The sequence below is a fragment of the Neobacillus niacini genome (assembly GCF_030817695.1).
Taxonomy (GTDB): domain Bacteria; phylum Bacillota; class Bacilli; order Bacillales; family Cytobacillaceae; genus Neobacillus; species Neobacillus niacini_F.
The window spans coordinates 1,695,194-1,709,860 of the sequence record NZ_JAUSZQ010000002.1 but is presented as its reverse complement, the minus strand read 5'-3'; the positions used below and the strand labels follow the sequence as shown (position 1 = coordinate 1,709,860).

Below are 14,667 nucleotides of genomic sequence, written 5' to 3'. Positions count from 1 at the left end.
ACAATCACTAGGATTGAAGTTTTTTAACTAATTCCTCCGCTACAGGAGCTGGAATTCCGATGGCTCTAAACTCGTCAAATGTGGCTTCCTTCATTTTCTTAACTGAACCAAACTCCTTTAATAGCTGCTTTTTTCGTTTTTCACCAACACCTGGAATGTCGTCCAATAGGGATTGAAACGCACTTTTTCCACGTGTTTGACGATGAAAGGTAATCGCAAATCGGTGAACCTCATCTTGAATTCTTTGTAATAGATAAAACTCTTGGCTGTTTCTTCCAAGCGGGATAATTTCAAGCGGATTCCCATATAGGAGCTGCGAGGTTTTGTGTTTATCATCCTTCACCAATCCAGCCAATGGAATATCTAAGCCAAGCTCATTTTCCAGGACATCTCTTACAGCCTCGACATGTCCTTTTCCTCCATCAATAATAATGAGGTCCGGAAGTGGCAGCTCCTCTTTTAATGCCCTAGAATACCTTCTTCTTGTTACTTCACGCATTGATTCATAATCGTCAGGTCCCTTAACTGATTTAATCTTATACTTCCTGTATTCACGCTTATTTGGCTTGCCATCAATGAAGACAACCATAGCAGATACAGGATCTGTCCCTTGAATATTAGAATTATCGAAAGATTCTATTCTGTGAGGGGTATAAATCCCCATAAGCTCACCAAGGTTTTCAACAGCTTTTATCGTCCTTACTTCGTCCTTTTCAATCAGTGAGAATTTCTCATTCAATGCAATTTTTGCATTTTTGATTGCCATTTTAATAAGATCTTTTTTCTGACCGCGCTGAGGTTTTAGGACTTTAACCTGGAGAAGCTGTTCAGCGAGATTTAAATCAATTTCATCCTGAATCAGAATTTCCTTCGGCTTAATATGATTTGATTTTTCGTAAAATTGACCTAGGAAGGTAAGAATTTCTTCTTCTGGCTCATTGTAGATAGGGAACATGGAAACGTCACGTTCAATTAGTTTGCCCTGGCGTACAAAGAACACTTGAACACACATCCACCCTTTATCAACAGCATAGCCAAACACATCCCGATCCGTAAAATCTGTCATCGTGATTTTTTGTTTTTCCATGATGGTTTCGATGTGGATAATCTTATCTCGGAAATCCTTAGCACGCTCAAAATCTAGTTCTTCTGCAGCACTGGTCATTTTTTCAGTAAGGTCTTTTTTTATCTCTTTATAACCGCCATTGAGAAAGCGGGTGATTTCGTCTGTCATTTGTTTGTATTGCTCTTCATGTACTTCATTTACACATGGTGCCAGGCACTGCCCTAAATGGTAGTACAAACAAACCCTGTCAGGAAGAGTTGAGCATTTTCGTAATGGGTAGATTCGGTCTAACAGCTTTTTGGTTTCATTCGCTGCCATGACGTTAGGATAAGGACCAAAGTACTTACCTTTATCCTTTTTGACTTTTCTTGTAATGATGAGTTTCGGATGTCTTTCCGCTGTCAATTTAATAAACGGATAGGTCTTATCATCCTTCAGCATTACATTGTATTTTGGGTCGTGTTTTTTTATTAAATTTAATTCGAGTAACAGTGCTTCGATATTGGATGAGGTGACAATATATTCAAAGTCTTCAATCTCGTTGACGAGCCGCAGTGTTTTACCATCATGTGACCCGGTAAAATAGGACCGTACGCGATTTTTTAGTATTTTTGCTTTTCCTACATAAATGATCGTTCCCTGACGGTCCTTCATCAAGTAGCAGCCAGGCTGATCAGGCAGCAGTGTTAATTTTTGTTTAATAGTCTCATTCATACTAGCTGCCCCTCCCCGTCTATAATTTATACTTATAAATTTTAAAACAAACTGGTAAATAAGAAAAGTAAATGTCTTTTCCAAATAAAAAACCTTAGCTAGAACTATCCTAGCTAAGGTCATATATGCTTATACGTGCTTTTCTAATACACCTGCTAAAGCGTCTTTTGGCTGGAAGCCGACTACTTTGTCAACTACTTCGCCGTTTTTGAAAACAAGTAATGTAGGGATACTCATAACGCCGTATTTAGCAGCTGTTTCTTGGTTATCGTCTACATCTAATTTAACGATTTTAACTTTGTCGCCCATTTCGGAATCAAGTTCCTCAAGAACTGGAGCGATCATTTTACAAGGTCCACACCATGGAGCCCAGAAATCTGCAAGAACAAGACCAGAGCCTGTTTCAGCAGAGAAATTTGCATCGGTTACGTTTGAAATAGCCATTTGTTTATGCCTCCTAAATAATTACTAATTACTATCGAAAGTATAGCATTGTTTAAACCATCATGCTAATAATCTGTCTCGGATGTAATTTTCCCTAAAATACTTTTCGTATTCTGCTTATTATATGTAATAAGGCGAGCAATTTGCCACTGCTCGCCCTTATATTATGAGTGAACTTTAAGCTTTTTAAACTCTTCTGTTAAAAGTGGCACCACTTCAAATAGATCACCAACAATGCCGTAATCTGCTACTTTAAAGATATTTGCTTCTGGATCTTTATTGATGGCCACGATTACCTTAGAGTTTGACATTCCGGCTAAATGCTGGATTGCTCCAGAAATACCACAAGCGATGTATAAGTCAGGTGTTACAACCTTACCAGTTTGACCAATTTGTAAAGAATAGTCACAATAATCAGCGTCACAGGCACCACGAGAAGCACCAACGGCACCGCCTAATACATTCGCTAATTCTTTAAGTGGTTCAAAGCCTTCGGCACTCTTGACACCTCGTCCGCCGGAGATAACTACTTTGGCTTCACTTAAATCTACGCCTTCACTTGCTTTTCTTACCACTTCTTTGATAATCGCACGAAGGTCTTTAATGTCAACGGATAGGGAAGCAACTTCTCCTGTTCTGCTTTCATCCTTCTCAAGAGGTGCAATATTATTAGGTCTTACAGTTGCAAAAATTAACCCGTCAGTCACGATTTTCTTTTCAAAAGCTTTACCAGAATAGATTGGTCTCGTAAAGACAACATTTCCACCTGCAACTTCAACCGCAGTTGCGTCTGAAATTAAGCCCGATGATAGCTTAGCAGCTATTCTTGGGGAAAGATCCTTTCCTAGGGAAGTATGTCCTAAAACTAAACCTTCTGGGCTTTCTTTTTCAAGTACTGCAAGTAAGGCTTGTGCAAAACCGTCTGATGTATATTGCTTTAACTTTTCATCTTCAACAACAACAACGCGGTCAGCACCGTATTGTACTAACTCAGCTCCTAAAGCGCTAACATTTTCACCGATTAAAACACCAACTACTTCTCCGCCCTCGGCTACTGTTTTTGCTGCAGCAATGGCTTCAAATGAAACATTACGTAAAGAACCGTCACGCGTTTCCCCTAATACTAATACTTTTCTAGTCATTCCTTTACCCTCCTGTGCAAATCATTTTTGGCTATTCTGAACGAATTCCTGTATTTTTACATTTACACTACTTTTGCTTCTGTATGAAGAAGGTGAACAAGTTCCTTTACCTGATCATTTAACTCTCCAGATAATACTTTTCCTGCTTCTTTTTTAGCCGGTAAGTAAATTTCAATTGTTTTTGTTTTTGCTTCGACATCATCTTCTTCTAGATCTAAATCATCTAATTCTAGTTCATCAAGCGGCTTTTTCTTCGCTTTCATAATACCTGGTAAAGATGGATAACGCGGCTCGTTCAGACCTTGCTGTGCCGTTACCAATAATGGCAGACTTGTTTCGATAACTTCAGAATCGCCTTCAACGTCACGAGTTACGGTTACAGATGTTCCATCAATTTCAAGCTTTGTAATAGTCGTAACATAAGGAATGTTTAATAATTCAGCAACACGTGGACCTACTTGACCAGAACCGCCATCAATCGCTACATTTCCACCGATAATAAGATCTGCTTCCTTATCCTTTAGATATTCAGCAATAATTTTGGAAGTAGTGAATTGATCACCATTTGCCACATCGTCTTCTGTATTGATTAATACCGCTTTGTCTGCACCCATAGCGAGAGCTGTACGTAATTGCTTTTCTGCTTCTTCCGTACCCACTGAAATAACGGTTACTTCTCCGCCATTTGCCTCGCGGACTTGAATTGCTTCTTCAACTGCGTATTCATCGTAAGGATTAATGATAAACTCTGCACCATCCTCATTGATTTTTCCGCTGGAAATAGTAATCTTTTCTTCCGTATCAAAGGTTCTTTTCAATAGTACATAAATGTTCATGATTTCCCTCCTATAATGCAAACATTTTTTCTGTTCCAAAGATTTAGAAAATTTATAGCAAAAAAATTTGATTAGCAACTTTATCGTAGTGTTGATTTACCCTTTAAAATGCGGCTCTCGTTTCTCGATAAAAGCCTGAATTCCTTCTTTTACATCATCGGAAACAAATATTTCCCCAAACAACTCTGCTTCTTTATCAGAGCCTTCATAAAACTCTTCATTTTTAGCGTAGTTTAATAATTGTATCGTGGCTTTTAATGAACCTGTACTCTTCTTCGCGATTTTACCCGCTAATTTAAGTGCTTGTTCAAAAACTTCATCTTCTGGATAAGCATGGTTCGCCAGACCGAATTGAACCGCCTCCAATCCTGTGATTGGCTCAGACGTAAACAGCATTTCTGCGGCCCGTGCAACGCCAACATATTTGGGAAGACGCTGTGTTCCAGCAAATCCAGGGATTAATCCAAGCTGCAGCTCTGGAAGACCAAGCTTGGTATTTTCTCCTACTAAACGGATATGACATGCCATTGCCAGTTCCAATCCGCCGCCAAGAGCCGCGCCATGAATAGCAGCAATGATAGGTTTAGGAAATCTCTCCATCCGATCAAATAAATCTTGACCATACTTTCCAAGATTGGCAAATCCCTCGGAAGATGAAACCGTCGTGAATTCTTTAATATCGGCTCCAGCAGAGAAGAATCGCCCTTCCCCATGAATAACAATCACCTTAATGTCACGATTGGGTTCAATTTCGTCTAGAACACCCGACAGTTCTCTTAATAGTCCTTGTGAGAGGGCATTTGCCGGTGGACGCCCGATGGTAATCGTCGCAATAGAGTCTTGATTCGACCATTTTAAGTATTCCAATAGAATCCCTCCTCCTCTTAATTAATGAGCTCCACAGCCCCTAATTAACAGCTGATGAACCGGCTTAGCGAGTGCAACTAAGTCGTATTTCTCCTCATTTAAAACCCAGGTTGTAACGGTTTCATCCATCGTGCCAAAAATCATTTGTCTGGCAAGGCGGACATCGAGATCGCTTGAAAACTCTCCCGTTTCTTTCCCTTCAATGATAATCTTATCAATCACTCGTAAATAGCCTTTTAGAACATTGTTTATCCGTAAACGTAATTCTTTATTGGATTGTCGTAATTCAAGCTGGGTTACGATTGCCATGTGATGATCATCAGAAAGGTTTTTAAAATGAGCTTCTATCATCATTAATAACTTCTCCGCCGCGGTCTGTTTTCCTGCTATCATTTCATCTATTTTTTCAATAAAGCTTCCCATTTTTTCTTCGAAGAGTGAGATGAGAATGTCTTCTTTGTTCTTAAAATAAAGATAGATCGTGCCATCAGCAACACCGGCCTGCTTAGCAATTTTCGAAACCTGTGCCTGATGATAGCCAACTTCAGCAATAGCAATAACCGCTGCATCAATGATTTGCATGTATTTTGGTTTATTCTTTTTCATTGGTTCTCCCTCCTCTTGAAGAAGTATTTTTTACAAAAAGAAAATATGAATGAATAATCATTCATATTTTTATAATAGATTTTAGTTGTGTTAATGTCAAGAATACAACGACATTTTTATATTACTTTAATGCCTCCATATAGACAAGCACGATTAAGCAAAAAAAAGAAGTGCATGGAATGTTAGGCATGTTTTTTGTTTTCTTCCTCTATTTTTCTCATTTCTTCTTCGACAAGCGTTCTTCTTAAAATCTTTCCAACTGCTGTTTTCGGCAATTCTTCTCTAAATTCGTATAACCTGGGTGCCTTATAAGCCGCTAAATATTTTCGAGCATATTGATTTAAGTCATCAGAGGAAATCTTAGATCCTTCTTTTAACACTACGTAAGCTTTAACTGTTTCTCCCCGATAAGGGTCTGGAATTCCGGCAGCAACAGCCTCTAAAACATCTGGATGTTCATATAATACTTCTTCGATTTCTCTCGGATATACATTAAACCCTCCAGCTATGATCATATCTTTCTTTCTATCTACTACATAAAAATAACCTTTATCATCCATATAACCAAGATCACCGGTGTACAGCCAGCCATCTTTTATAGTTTCCTCGGTAGCCTCTGGGCGGTTCCAATAGCCTTTCATCACTTGAGGACCTTTAATAATTATCTCACCAATTTCTCCAACCGGCATGTCTTCGCCATCATCGATTGAAACAATTCTTACCTCTGTATTAGGCCAAGGAACACCAATACTGCCTTTTATCCGTTCACGATCCCATAAGAAATTGGCATGGGTGACAGGGGAAGATTCAGTTAAGCCATACCCCTCAACGAGTTTCCCGCCTGTAATTGCCTCAAACTCCTCTTGGACTTCAACCGGGAGTGGTGCAGAACCGCTTAAGCAGGAATCAATCGACGATAAATCGTATTTTTTTAAATCAGGATGATTTAATAGACCGATATAAATCGTTGGTGCTCCGGGGAACAGTGTAGGACGCTGTTTTTGAATCGTTTTTAATGTAATCAGAGCGTCAAACTTAGGTAATATAATCATCTTGTAGGCTTGCATAACTGATAATATCATAATGATTGTCATACCATAAACGTGGAAAAACGGTACAATGCCTAATACTGATTCTTCACCCGGTTTTGATTTGTATAACCAAGCCGTACACATCGAGGAGTTAGCCACTAGATTACGATGTGTTAGCATTACCCCTTTTGGAGAACCAGTTGTTCCGCCAGTATATTGAAGCAGCGCAACATCCTCCTCAAAATCAAAGTCATATTCTACGAGTTTTTTAGGCTTTATTTTTACGATTTCCTTAAATAAATGGGTATTACCTTCATGTTTAACGTTAACGACAATTCCATATTGCTTTTTCTGGATAAAAGGATAAACTAAATTTTTTGGAAATGGCAGGTAGTCTTTGATAGCGGTTACAATAATATGCTGCAAATTAGTTTGCGGCATCACCTTTGAAGCGCGTGGATAGAGGATGTCGAGTGTGATGATCGCTTTCGCTCCGGAGTCCTTCATTTGATATTCAAGTTCGCGTTCAGTATATAACGGGTTCGTTTGGACGACGATTCCCCCAGCCATCAGTACACCAAAATAACTTATAACTGATTGTGGTGTATTGGCAAGCATAATGGCAACTCTGTCACCTTTTGAAATACCAATCTGCTGAAGATAGCCAGCAAAGGATAATGCTTCATCGTAAAGCTCTTTATACGTCATTTCCTTGCCCATAAAATGGATGGCAGTTTTTTCTGGAAAGCTTTTAGCTGCATTTATTAAATACTGCTGAACAGGTTCTTTTCGAAATTCCAGTTCTGCAGGAATTTCCTCAGGATAATGCTGCAACCATGGTTTTGAACCATACATAGTAACCCTCCTTCATATCTAATGTAAAATTTCCACTTCCCCTTCATTATAATATAGTCAGACTCTTTAAACAATTGAAATAATACAGCTAGGGCTTTTTCTCTCGGCAGCGAATGAACAAGGTGCATGTTAGACACAACAAAAATGGTGGCAGCCATCTATTGAATGCTGCCACCCTAACTTTTTTAAACAACTGCCGGCTTTCCAGTAGCCAGCGGGTTTTTTACTCTTCCAAATTCTGAAGCATGAGGCCGGTCATCGCCATCGCCATATCCATATTCAATCATCCGGTTTCGGTTGAGGCAAAGTTTTTTAAAGGATGGTCTCAGCAGATCAAACAGTTCAAATCGTTCTTTCAGTTCAGGGAATTGCGCCTGATAAGAAAGAATCGTCTCTCTTAGCATGTTCCAGAAAACAGCTTCATCCAGCTCCCCGCTCCGATGAAGAATGTCTGCGAGATAGCGGAAGTGGCATACGAACAATCCGGTAAAGATAAATTGGCAGAGTCCTTCCGGAGCCTCGCTTCTCAGCACGCTTTTTAACTCTGCTGAGATGTTTTCCAGCTCGGGCAGCGGCTGATCACTGATGTTCACATCATCTACAAAATCTTTTACGGCAAGACGGTGCGGTTTACTGTCCTTTAAAATGACAACTGTATTCTGACCGTGCGGTGAAAAAACGGTTCCATATTGATATAAGTAGTGCAGAAGCGGCGGAAGCAGCACTTCAAAAAGCTGTTTTGTCCACTCTTCTGCGTTGAGGCCTGCCTTTTTGGCAAGTTCAAGCACATAAGATTTTCCGTCCTCCCCAACATATAACAGCGCAGCCAGGGTTATCGCCTGCTCTCCTTCGTCCAGGAACGAATAAATACTTTCTCTCCAGATGACACCGAGCATCTCAAGGAATTGATATGGAGCCCCTTGCAGCTTTGTATAATCTGGATGAGCGTAGTTTATGCTTGCTATTTCTCCAGGGAGTACAACTCTGCATGTATCACGCAAGAATGAGTCACGATCCCGTATACCCTGAATATGCTGCGTAATTTCCGGTGCAAGCACCACCCGCTCAGACGGGAGGCCCCGATAAACGAGTGTATTCAAAATGCTCATTGGAAGCTTTACATGATACTTCATCTTATCTTCTATGTTCACGAACGTTCTGATGGATTGTTGCGGCAGGTACATATCCTCCCCTTTTCCAAGATAAACGATGCGCTTTTCAAACAGCTCTTCTGAAAAAAGCGGCACCAATACATGATTCCACTGCCATTCATGAACGGGCATAAAGAAATAATCCTCAGGCTGAACACCTTCCCCATGCAGAACCTTCTGAAACGTTACCCAAAGGGAATCACCCAGTTCGCTTTTCAGTAAATCTTCATATTGTACTTCTTCAATTGAATGAAAGCTCCCTTTCTCTTTTGAAACAGCTATCCAGTCAAGCTTTACCTCCTTCTTCTGTTCCGGCGCATACTGCAGGTAATCCGTATAGGAAAATCCGATTCTTCCTTTGTTATATGTAATCCATGGATGACCGGTCATTTCCCCTTCAAGCTCGGCATAATCGATTTCAAGAAGGGACTCAGTTCGCTGGTTTTCCTGGCTGGCCAAGATATGGGCGTCTGCAAGCAGCGTCCGTTTATATTCTTCAATCAGATATGCCGCAGTAAATGGTTTAATGCCGATTTCCTTTTGCAGCTCTAACATAAAAGCAACTGCGCTTTTTGCATTCACCCATTCACCGCCCGTTCTTATCTGAATGGAGTCAGGGTCTATCCAGTAGCTGTCCATAAGCCGTTCTTCTGCCTGGAATCTGTAGATCGTCCCGCCGTTTAATGAAAGGTAATAAAGACCATCCGTTTTCTCTGCTGAAATCATGTCTTCATATAAAAACTCTGCAATCATTTTGGCAAGCAGCACTTTGTTTGCTTTTTCCCAGTGCCTTTTTTTCACGTTCTTTTCCATTTCATTCACTCTCCTATACGGTTTGTTTCTTCCGGGCAAGATGGTGGATCCCAAAGTGCTGAAAGACATTTTTTTCCGGAATCTCAAAAATCGTTTTACCGGCAATCGAATTTATGATAACGGCATTCCGATAAGCACCAAGCCCCAGATCAGGGGCTCCTACCCCATGGGTGTGAAGCTCGCCGTTTTGAATAAACACCCTGTGCTCATCTCTTGGCTCATGCATTTCGACCTGATAGTTTCTCGAAATAACAGGGCGTCCTGCTTCGTCCCATTTCATCGAATGAGCCAGGCTGCTGAATGCTTTAGGCCAGAGGGTTTTGTATCCTGTTGCAGCGATAACGGTATCTGTTTCAACCTTAAACGATTCACCCTCCTCCCAGTGATAACAGTCGAGCAAAAGACCCCCGCCATATTCAGAAATATCTTTAACCGCCGTTTTGGCAAGGAGCTGTACGTCCGGCTTTTGTCCGGCGATCGTTCTTTCATATAAAAGATCGTAAATGTCTGCAATCGTATCTGCGCTTATTCCCTTATAAAGAGAATCCTGCTTCGACACAACTTCATCCTTCAGGCTTTGAGGCAAGCGGTAAAAATAATCCGTGTAATCAGGTGAAAAATGTTCAAGCCCGAGCTTGGAATATTCCATCGGAAAGAAACCGTCTGTTCGTGTCAGCCAATTTAGCTTATAGCCCTCAGTTACTTGCTCTTTTAAAAGCTCAAGGAAAACCTCTGCTGCACTTTGCCCTGAGCCGATTACTGTGACTGTCTCTCCCAGTGCTTCATTCCTTCTTTGCAAAAACTCAGAAGAATGATAGAGATTTCGGCTGCCTGCCGCTGTCCATTCCGGCAGATTTGGGGCACTTCCCATTCCCAGAACCACATGCTTCGCGTAATAAGTCTCCACATGTCCTGTCAAAACATCTTCCACACTCACTTCATAGCCAACCTCATGCTCGGCTGCGTCAATGACTCTTTTACTGAACCGGCATGATGACAGCTGTTTTGAGACCCATTGGAGGTAATGGTTATATTCTCTGCGTGGTATATGGAACGATTCCAAGAAATAGAAGTGGTACAGCCGTTTCTGGTGATGCAAGTAATTCAAAAAGCTGTATTTGCTCGCCGGATTCACCATTGTAACGGCATCCGCCATAAAAGGAACCTGAAGAGTCGTTCCTTCGATTAATAATCCTTCATGCCAGGCAAACTCCGGTTTTTGATCAAAAAACAAAGCGTCCATTCCGCCTGTTTCATCTATAAGGGCAGCCATACCCAGATTAAACGGGCCAAGCCCGACACCAATAACGTCATAAATCACTTGTAAGCCTCCTTTCAAAATCTTCTCTTGTGCAGATCAAAAACAGGGCTTGTTTATCAGGAAGATTAAGCTCCTTTTGCGGTACAAATCCGCACTTTTTAAACACGTGAATCATTTTAGTGTTGCGGCTGTCAGGTTCCGCAACAATCCTCGCTGTCCTGCTGTCAGAAAACATCTGCTTCATGATGCTCTGAAGCATAGGCTCTGCCAAACCTTTTCCTAAATAAGAGGGGTCTCCAATGAGCAAATGAACTCCCTGATCAAATGGTTCTGCATCATAATAGCGGCCGATGATATCGTCTTTTGCCCAATATGTTTCCCAGTAGCTCATCTCTTCCCCGTTCATCATGCCGATCCATAATGTTTGATGCCTATCCGAAAGTAAACCCTTTAAGTGCTTTGCATACTGGCTGAACGGAAAATTCTGGTTCCAAAAAGGAATGACATGCGGCTCATGGTGCCACTGATGAAGCAAGACCGCATCCTTCTCAAAATCAACCTTGCGGAACGTAAACACTGTGTTTGTTTCTTGTTGAATCATAATGAAGCCACGGCCTCCTCTATTAACAGTGGATTTGGAACATCCACATACACAGACTGAGTTTCAAGGGGACCCACAAGCTCATCTAAGTCGTGGATTCGTGTCATGAGATTGGCTTTGCAAGGCAATTTCTCTCGCTCCAGGAAGCTTTTTATAAGCTGAGAAGGATGTCCAGCCGGAACAGGATAGGATTCCATTTCTTCCCGGATGAGCTTAAGCAGCATGCGTTCGTCTGCCAGTCCTGCCGTCCCGAACGCATTCACAATACCGAACAAATGATTGAAAAAGAAATAGTATCGCAGGCGCTCATCTGCTACTGCATCTGAACAGAAGGTTTCGCTTTTCTGTCCCGCTTCAGGAAGAAATGACTCAAGTACGCTCTTCTTTGATTCACAGAAGTAAAACCCTTGATTATCACGGTAAAAGAATCGCTCAGGATATCCGTCATTCAACTGAACAATGCTGTTTTGCTGATGAGCCTCAAGGGCGATCCCCTTCTCATAATAAAGCCAGAGAATCGGTTTTAGGGAAATCTCCAAGTACCGCTTTAGCCAGTCCAAACTGATTTCGCTTGTGGTGCGGTTCTCTTTATCGGCTAAGCTGCGGATTATGCTTGAAAGTCTTGATGTTCCTCTTTTCAGTCCATCTTGGCATAAAGAGACGATGGCCGTTGTCTGATCTCCATTTTCCTGATAAAACGGGTTATCGCGAAGGATGACTTCAAACCCGGATTCTTTCCTGTCCTCCAGCTTCAAGGTGAGAAATGCCGGATCGTGAACAAACCTGAACTGTGGAAAATTATCTGAGATTTCCTTCCCGAGGCCGGCCTCCATCAGTTCTTTTACCTCTGCGCCGCGTTCTAGTTCCTTCATTAAATTAGCCCGCACTGAATTCGTAATTTTTATGTTCAATGAAAACTTCAGCATGAACGGCACATCAGGATGAAATACAGTTCTCAGTGAGGAGGTGGCAAAGTAAGAACGCCCATGCTGTCCAAGGTCCTCAATCGCTCCCGCTTCTGCAAGACTCTTAATCTCACAATCTTGAAGGACATATTCTGCCTGCCACGGATGCAGCGGAAGCAGCGCATGCCCATCCTCTTTTGCATACTTGTTTTTGAAGTCATTTGTTATTTCCGGATCATCAAGGACCATTTGCTTGATCTGCTGAATGGCTGAATGCGGTAGCAGGGATTTAGAATAAACAAGGTCAGCAGGAACTCGGAAATAATGCAGCGGAAAAGAGCCTTTTAATTCAGGTGAATAGTATCTGATTTCCTCGTCATTCATCCCTTCCCTGCTTTTTGGTGCAGGATGAAGCAGGTGCCCGAATAAAAGCGACTGCTCTGCTGCAAGGAAATCAAAGTCTATGCCATACAGCTCGTCTTCTTCACCTGAACGGTTTTCAATAAATGCGGCCATCAGCGTGCAACTCTGGGAAATGCGGTTAAGCAGCTCATTCTTTTTTTCATCTGGCTGGCCAGCATTCAAGTCTATTAACGTTACATCAATGCAGTCCATGAAATTCAGTTTTTCAGAACCCATATAAACTACTGGTCCAATTATGTGGCGTCCTGTTTCTGAATAATAAGCTAAAGATATATATAAAACAGATTTATTTTTAAGCGAAAGCTTCATCCATTTGCCTGAATGGGCATGTTTAAGCTCTGGTGGAACATCCTCTGTTAAAGAGCCTTTTCCCGTCTCGCGGATATAACAATTTAAATAGCTCTGCAGCGTAGCATACTCTGCAATTTTTCTAGCTTCTTCCCTGTTCATTCTGAAGCATCCTCCGTTCATTTTGTCCGATTTCTTTTATCCTTTGGATCAGTTTTGACAGATCCTCTGCTTCTGCGAGAGGATTTAATAGGGTGAATTTCAGGCAAGCTTGCCCTTTTACCTTTGTACGGGCAATGACCGCTTCTCCATTTGCAAGCAGCCTGTCCCGAATCCGGTAGTTTAGAAGATTGATGGCATCCTCTGTAAGCATACCGTCCCCTGTATACCTGAAAACAACCGTGCTCAGCTCAGGTTTATGCATAACCGCAAATGAACTGTCATGTTCAAGCATTTTATATGCGTCCTTTGCAAGGGAAAGCGTACGGCGGATGATTTCTGACCAGTCGCTCCTGCTTATTAGCTGAAAGGATAGGAAGGGTTTTAACGCATCAAATCTTCTTGTTGTCTGCAGGGATTTTCCTACAAGATTCGGTACCTCTTCTTCATCATCTTCCTCTGGGTTAAGGTAATCTGCGTGCCGCTTCATATAGGAAAACGAGCTGCGGTCATTTACCAGGAACGCCCCACAGCTGATTGGCTGGTAAAACATTTTGTGAAAATCAACGGTGATGGAGTCCGCCTGATCAATGCCTTTTAGTTTGTGTTTGTGCTGATCTGACATCATAAGACCTCCCCCATATGCCGCATCCACATGGAACCAAAGATCGTACTGCTTAGCGGTCTGACTCATTTTTTCTAGGGGATCTATGGCTCCAAAATCGGTTGTGCCTGCTGTGGCAATTAGAGCAAAAGGAATTTTTCCTTCTTTTTTAAGCTGCTTCAGCTTTTCTTCTAAATCGTTCATGCACATCCTGTCGGCAGCATCTGTTTTTACAGGAATGACGGCTTCTTCTCCAAGCCCTAAAACAGAGGCTGCCTGCTGTACGGAAAAATGGGCTGCATCCGAGCAGAGAATTTTCAAAAGGTTGTGTTCTACAGGGAGACCCTGCTTCTTAATATCCCAGTTCCAAAGCTTTAAAGCTGCACGCTCTCTTGCAAGAAGAAGCCCCATCAAATTGGATTGTGTTCCTCCACTCGTCATGACCCCGTCGCCTTCATAAAGACCGAAAAGGCCGCAAAGCCCATCCATGACCTTCTGCTCCACCATGGTTGCAGCGCCGCTTTGGTCCCAGGAGTCCATTGAAAGATTCAATCCAGAAATCAGCACTTCTGCTGCTAAACCAGAAAGCATCGGCGGACAGTGCAGATGTGCTGCACATAACGGATGATGGACAGAAATGGCATGGTCAGCAACCGCAGATGAAAGCTTGTCAAAAACCTCCTTGGGACTGTCGGCAGCTTCAGGGAGGAACTCGGGAAATTGAGCTTCAAGTCCTTCCTTAACAAGCTGAGGAGAAGCACCGCTGAATGGAGCATTTGCAAGAACGGCTGATTTCAGCGTTTCCATCGCCTGGTTCATTACATGTTGATAGCTTTCCATGCTGCCTTGTGAATTTGTTAGAAAAAAAGCGTCGATTTTTGTTTTTATACTGGCTTTCATT

Annotated in this window: 12 protein-coding genes; all 12 read right to left on the bottom strand. The window is 41.9% G+C overall.

Translation table 11 applies throughout. From position 1 onward, the window contains the following. Positions 1-7: 7 nt before the first annotated feature. Positions 8-1,780, bottom strand: coding sequence for an excinuclease ABC subunit UvrC (uvrC, locus tag QFZ28_RS08755; RefSeq protein WP_307194267.1), 1,773 nt, complete (start codon positions 1,778-1,780; stop codon positions 8-10). 129 nt (positions 1,781-1,909) lie between these two features. Next, complete coding sequence (gene trxA, locus QFZ28_RS08750) at positions 1,910-2,224, bottom strand: thioredoxin (protein WP_283861725.1); 315 nt, start codon at positions 2,222-2,224, stop codon at positions 1,910-1,912. 164 nt (positions 2,225-2,388) lie between these two features. Next, positions 2,389-3,366: an electron transfer flavoprotein subunit alpha/FixB family protein gene (locus QFZ28_RS08745; protein ID WP_307194266.1), complete on the bottom strand. Its 978-nt coding sequence runs from the start codon at positions 3,364-3,366 to the stop codon at positions 2,389-2,391. Positions 3,367-3,428: 62 nt separating this feature from the next. Beyond that, positions 3,429-4,202 (bottom strand): electron transfer flavoprotein subunit beta/FixA family protein, encoded by a 774-nt coding sequence (locus QFZ28_RS08740; protein ID WP_307194265.1) that lies wholly within the window; start codon positions 4,200-4,202, stop codon positions 3,429-3,431. A gap of 96 nt (positions 4,203-4,298) precedes the next feature. Continuing rightward, positions 4,299-5,069 carry an enoyl-CoA hydratase gene (locus tag QFZ28_RS08735; RefSeq protein WP_307194264.1) on the bottom strand — a complete coding sequence of 257 codons (771 nt, stop codon included), beginning with the start codon at positions 5,067-5,069 and terminating at the stop codon, positions 4,299-4,301. A 21-nt stretch (positions 5,070-5,090) separates the two neighbouring features. Next, complete coding sequence (locus tag QFZ28_RS08730; RefSeq protein ID WP_307194263.1) at positions 5,091-5,675, bottom strand: TetR/AcrR family transcriptional regulator; 585 nt, start codon at positions 5,673-5,675, stop codon at positions 5,091-5,093. Between the two features lie 182 nt (positions 5,676-5,857). Next, the gene (locus QFZ28_RS08725) at positions 5,858-7,561 is read right to left on the bottom strand and encodes a long-chain-fatty-acid--CoA ligase (protein WP_307194262.1); all 1,704 of its coding nucleotides are present in this window, start codon (positions 7,559-7,561) and stop codon (positions 5,858-5,860) included. A gap of 185 nt (positions 7,562-7,746) precedes the next feature. After that, positions 7,747-9,525 (bottom strand): IucA/IucC family protein, encoded by a 1,779-nt coding sequence (locus QFZ28_RS08720; RefSeq protein ID WP_307194261.1) that lies wholly within the window; start codon positions 9,523-9,525, stop codon positions 7,747-7,749. 13 nt (positions 9,526-9,538) lie between these two features. Next, on the bottom strand, positions 9,539-10,843 hold the full coding sequence (locus tag QFZ28_RS08715) for a lysine N(6)-hydroxylase/L-ornithine N(5)-oxygenase family protein (protein WP_444875322.1): 1,305 nt from the start codon (positions 10,841-10,843) through the stop codon (positions 9,539-9,541). Beyond that, entirely contained in the window at positions 10,836-11,387 is a 552-nt protein-coding gene (locus QFZ28_RS08710; RefSeq protein WP_307194260.1) for a GNAT family N-acetyltransferase, read from the bottom strand. The genes QFZ28_RS08715 and QFZ28_RS08710 overlap by 8 nt, the downstream gene beginning before the upstream one ends. Beyond that, positions 11,384-13,165 carry an IucA/IucC family protein gene (locus QFZ28_RS08705; RefSeq protein ID WP_307194259.1) on the bottom strand — a complete coding sequence of 594 codons (1,782 nt, stop codon included), beginning with the start codon at positions 13,163-13,165 and terminating at the stop codon, positions 11,384-11,386. Before QFZ28_RS08705 ends, QFZ28_RS08710 begins: the two co-directional genes overlap by 4 nt. Further along, positions 13,146-14,666 (bottom strand): pyridoxal phosphate-dependent decarboxylase family protein, encoded by a 1,521-nt coding sequence (locus QFZ28_RS08700; protein ID WP_307194258.1) that lies wholly within the window; start codon positions 14,664-14,666, stop codon positions 13,146-13,148. The genes QFZ28_RS08705 and QFZ28_RS08700 overlap by 20 nt, the downstream gene beginning before the upstream one ends. Position 14,667: the final 1 nt, after the last annotated feature.

What these genes read in the sequence shown, in the direction of transcription:
- uvrC (WP_307194267.1), bottom strand. Translation starts at nt 1,780, where the DNA reads ATGAATGAGACTATTAAACAAAAATTAACACTGCTGCCTGATCAGCCT.
- trxA (WP_283861725.1), bottom strand. Translation starts at nt 2,224, where the DNA reads ATGGCTATTTCAAACGTAACCGATGCAAATTTCTCTGCTGAAACAGGC.
- QFZ28_RS08745 (WP_307194266.1), bottom strand. Translation starts at nt 3,366, where the DNA reads ATGACTAGAAAAGTATTAGTATTAGGGGAAACGCGTGACGGTTCTTTA.
- QFZ28_RS08740 (WP_307194265.1), bottom strand. Translation starts at nt 4,202, where the DNA reads ATGAACATTTATGTACTATTGAAAAGAACCTTTGATACGGAAGAAAAG.
- QFZ28_RS08730 (WP_307194263.1), bottom strand. Translation starts at nt 5,675, where the DNA reads ATGAAAAAGAATAAACCAAAATACATGCAAATCATTGATGCAGCGGTT.
- QFZ28_RS08725 (WP_307194262.1), bottom strand. Translation starts at nt 7,561, where the DNA reads ATGTATGGTTCAAAACCATGGTTGCAGCATTATCCTGAGGAAATTCCT.
- QFZ28_RS08720 (WP_307194261.1), bottom strand. Translation starts at nt 9,525, where the DNA reads ATGGAAAAGAACGTGAAAAAAAGGCACTGGGAAAAAGCAAACAAAGTG.
- QFZ28_RS08710 (WP_307194260.1), bottom strand. Translation starts at nt 11,387, where the DNA reads ATGATTCAACAAGAAACAAACACAGTGTTTACGTTCCGCAAGGTTGAT.
- QFZ28_RS08705 (WP_307194259.1), bottom strand. Translation starts at nt 13,165, where the DNA reads ATGAACAGGGAAGAAGCTAGAAAAATTGCAGAGTATGCTACGCTGCAG.
- QFZ28_RS08700 (WP_307194258.1), bottom strand. Translation starts at nt 14,666, where the DNA reads ATGAAAGCCAGTATAAAAACAAAAATCGACGCTTTTTTTCTAACAAAT.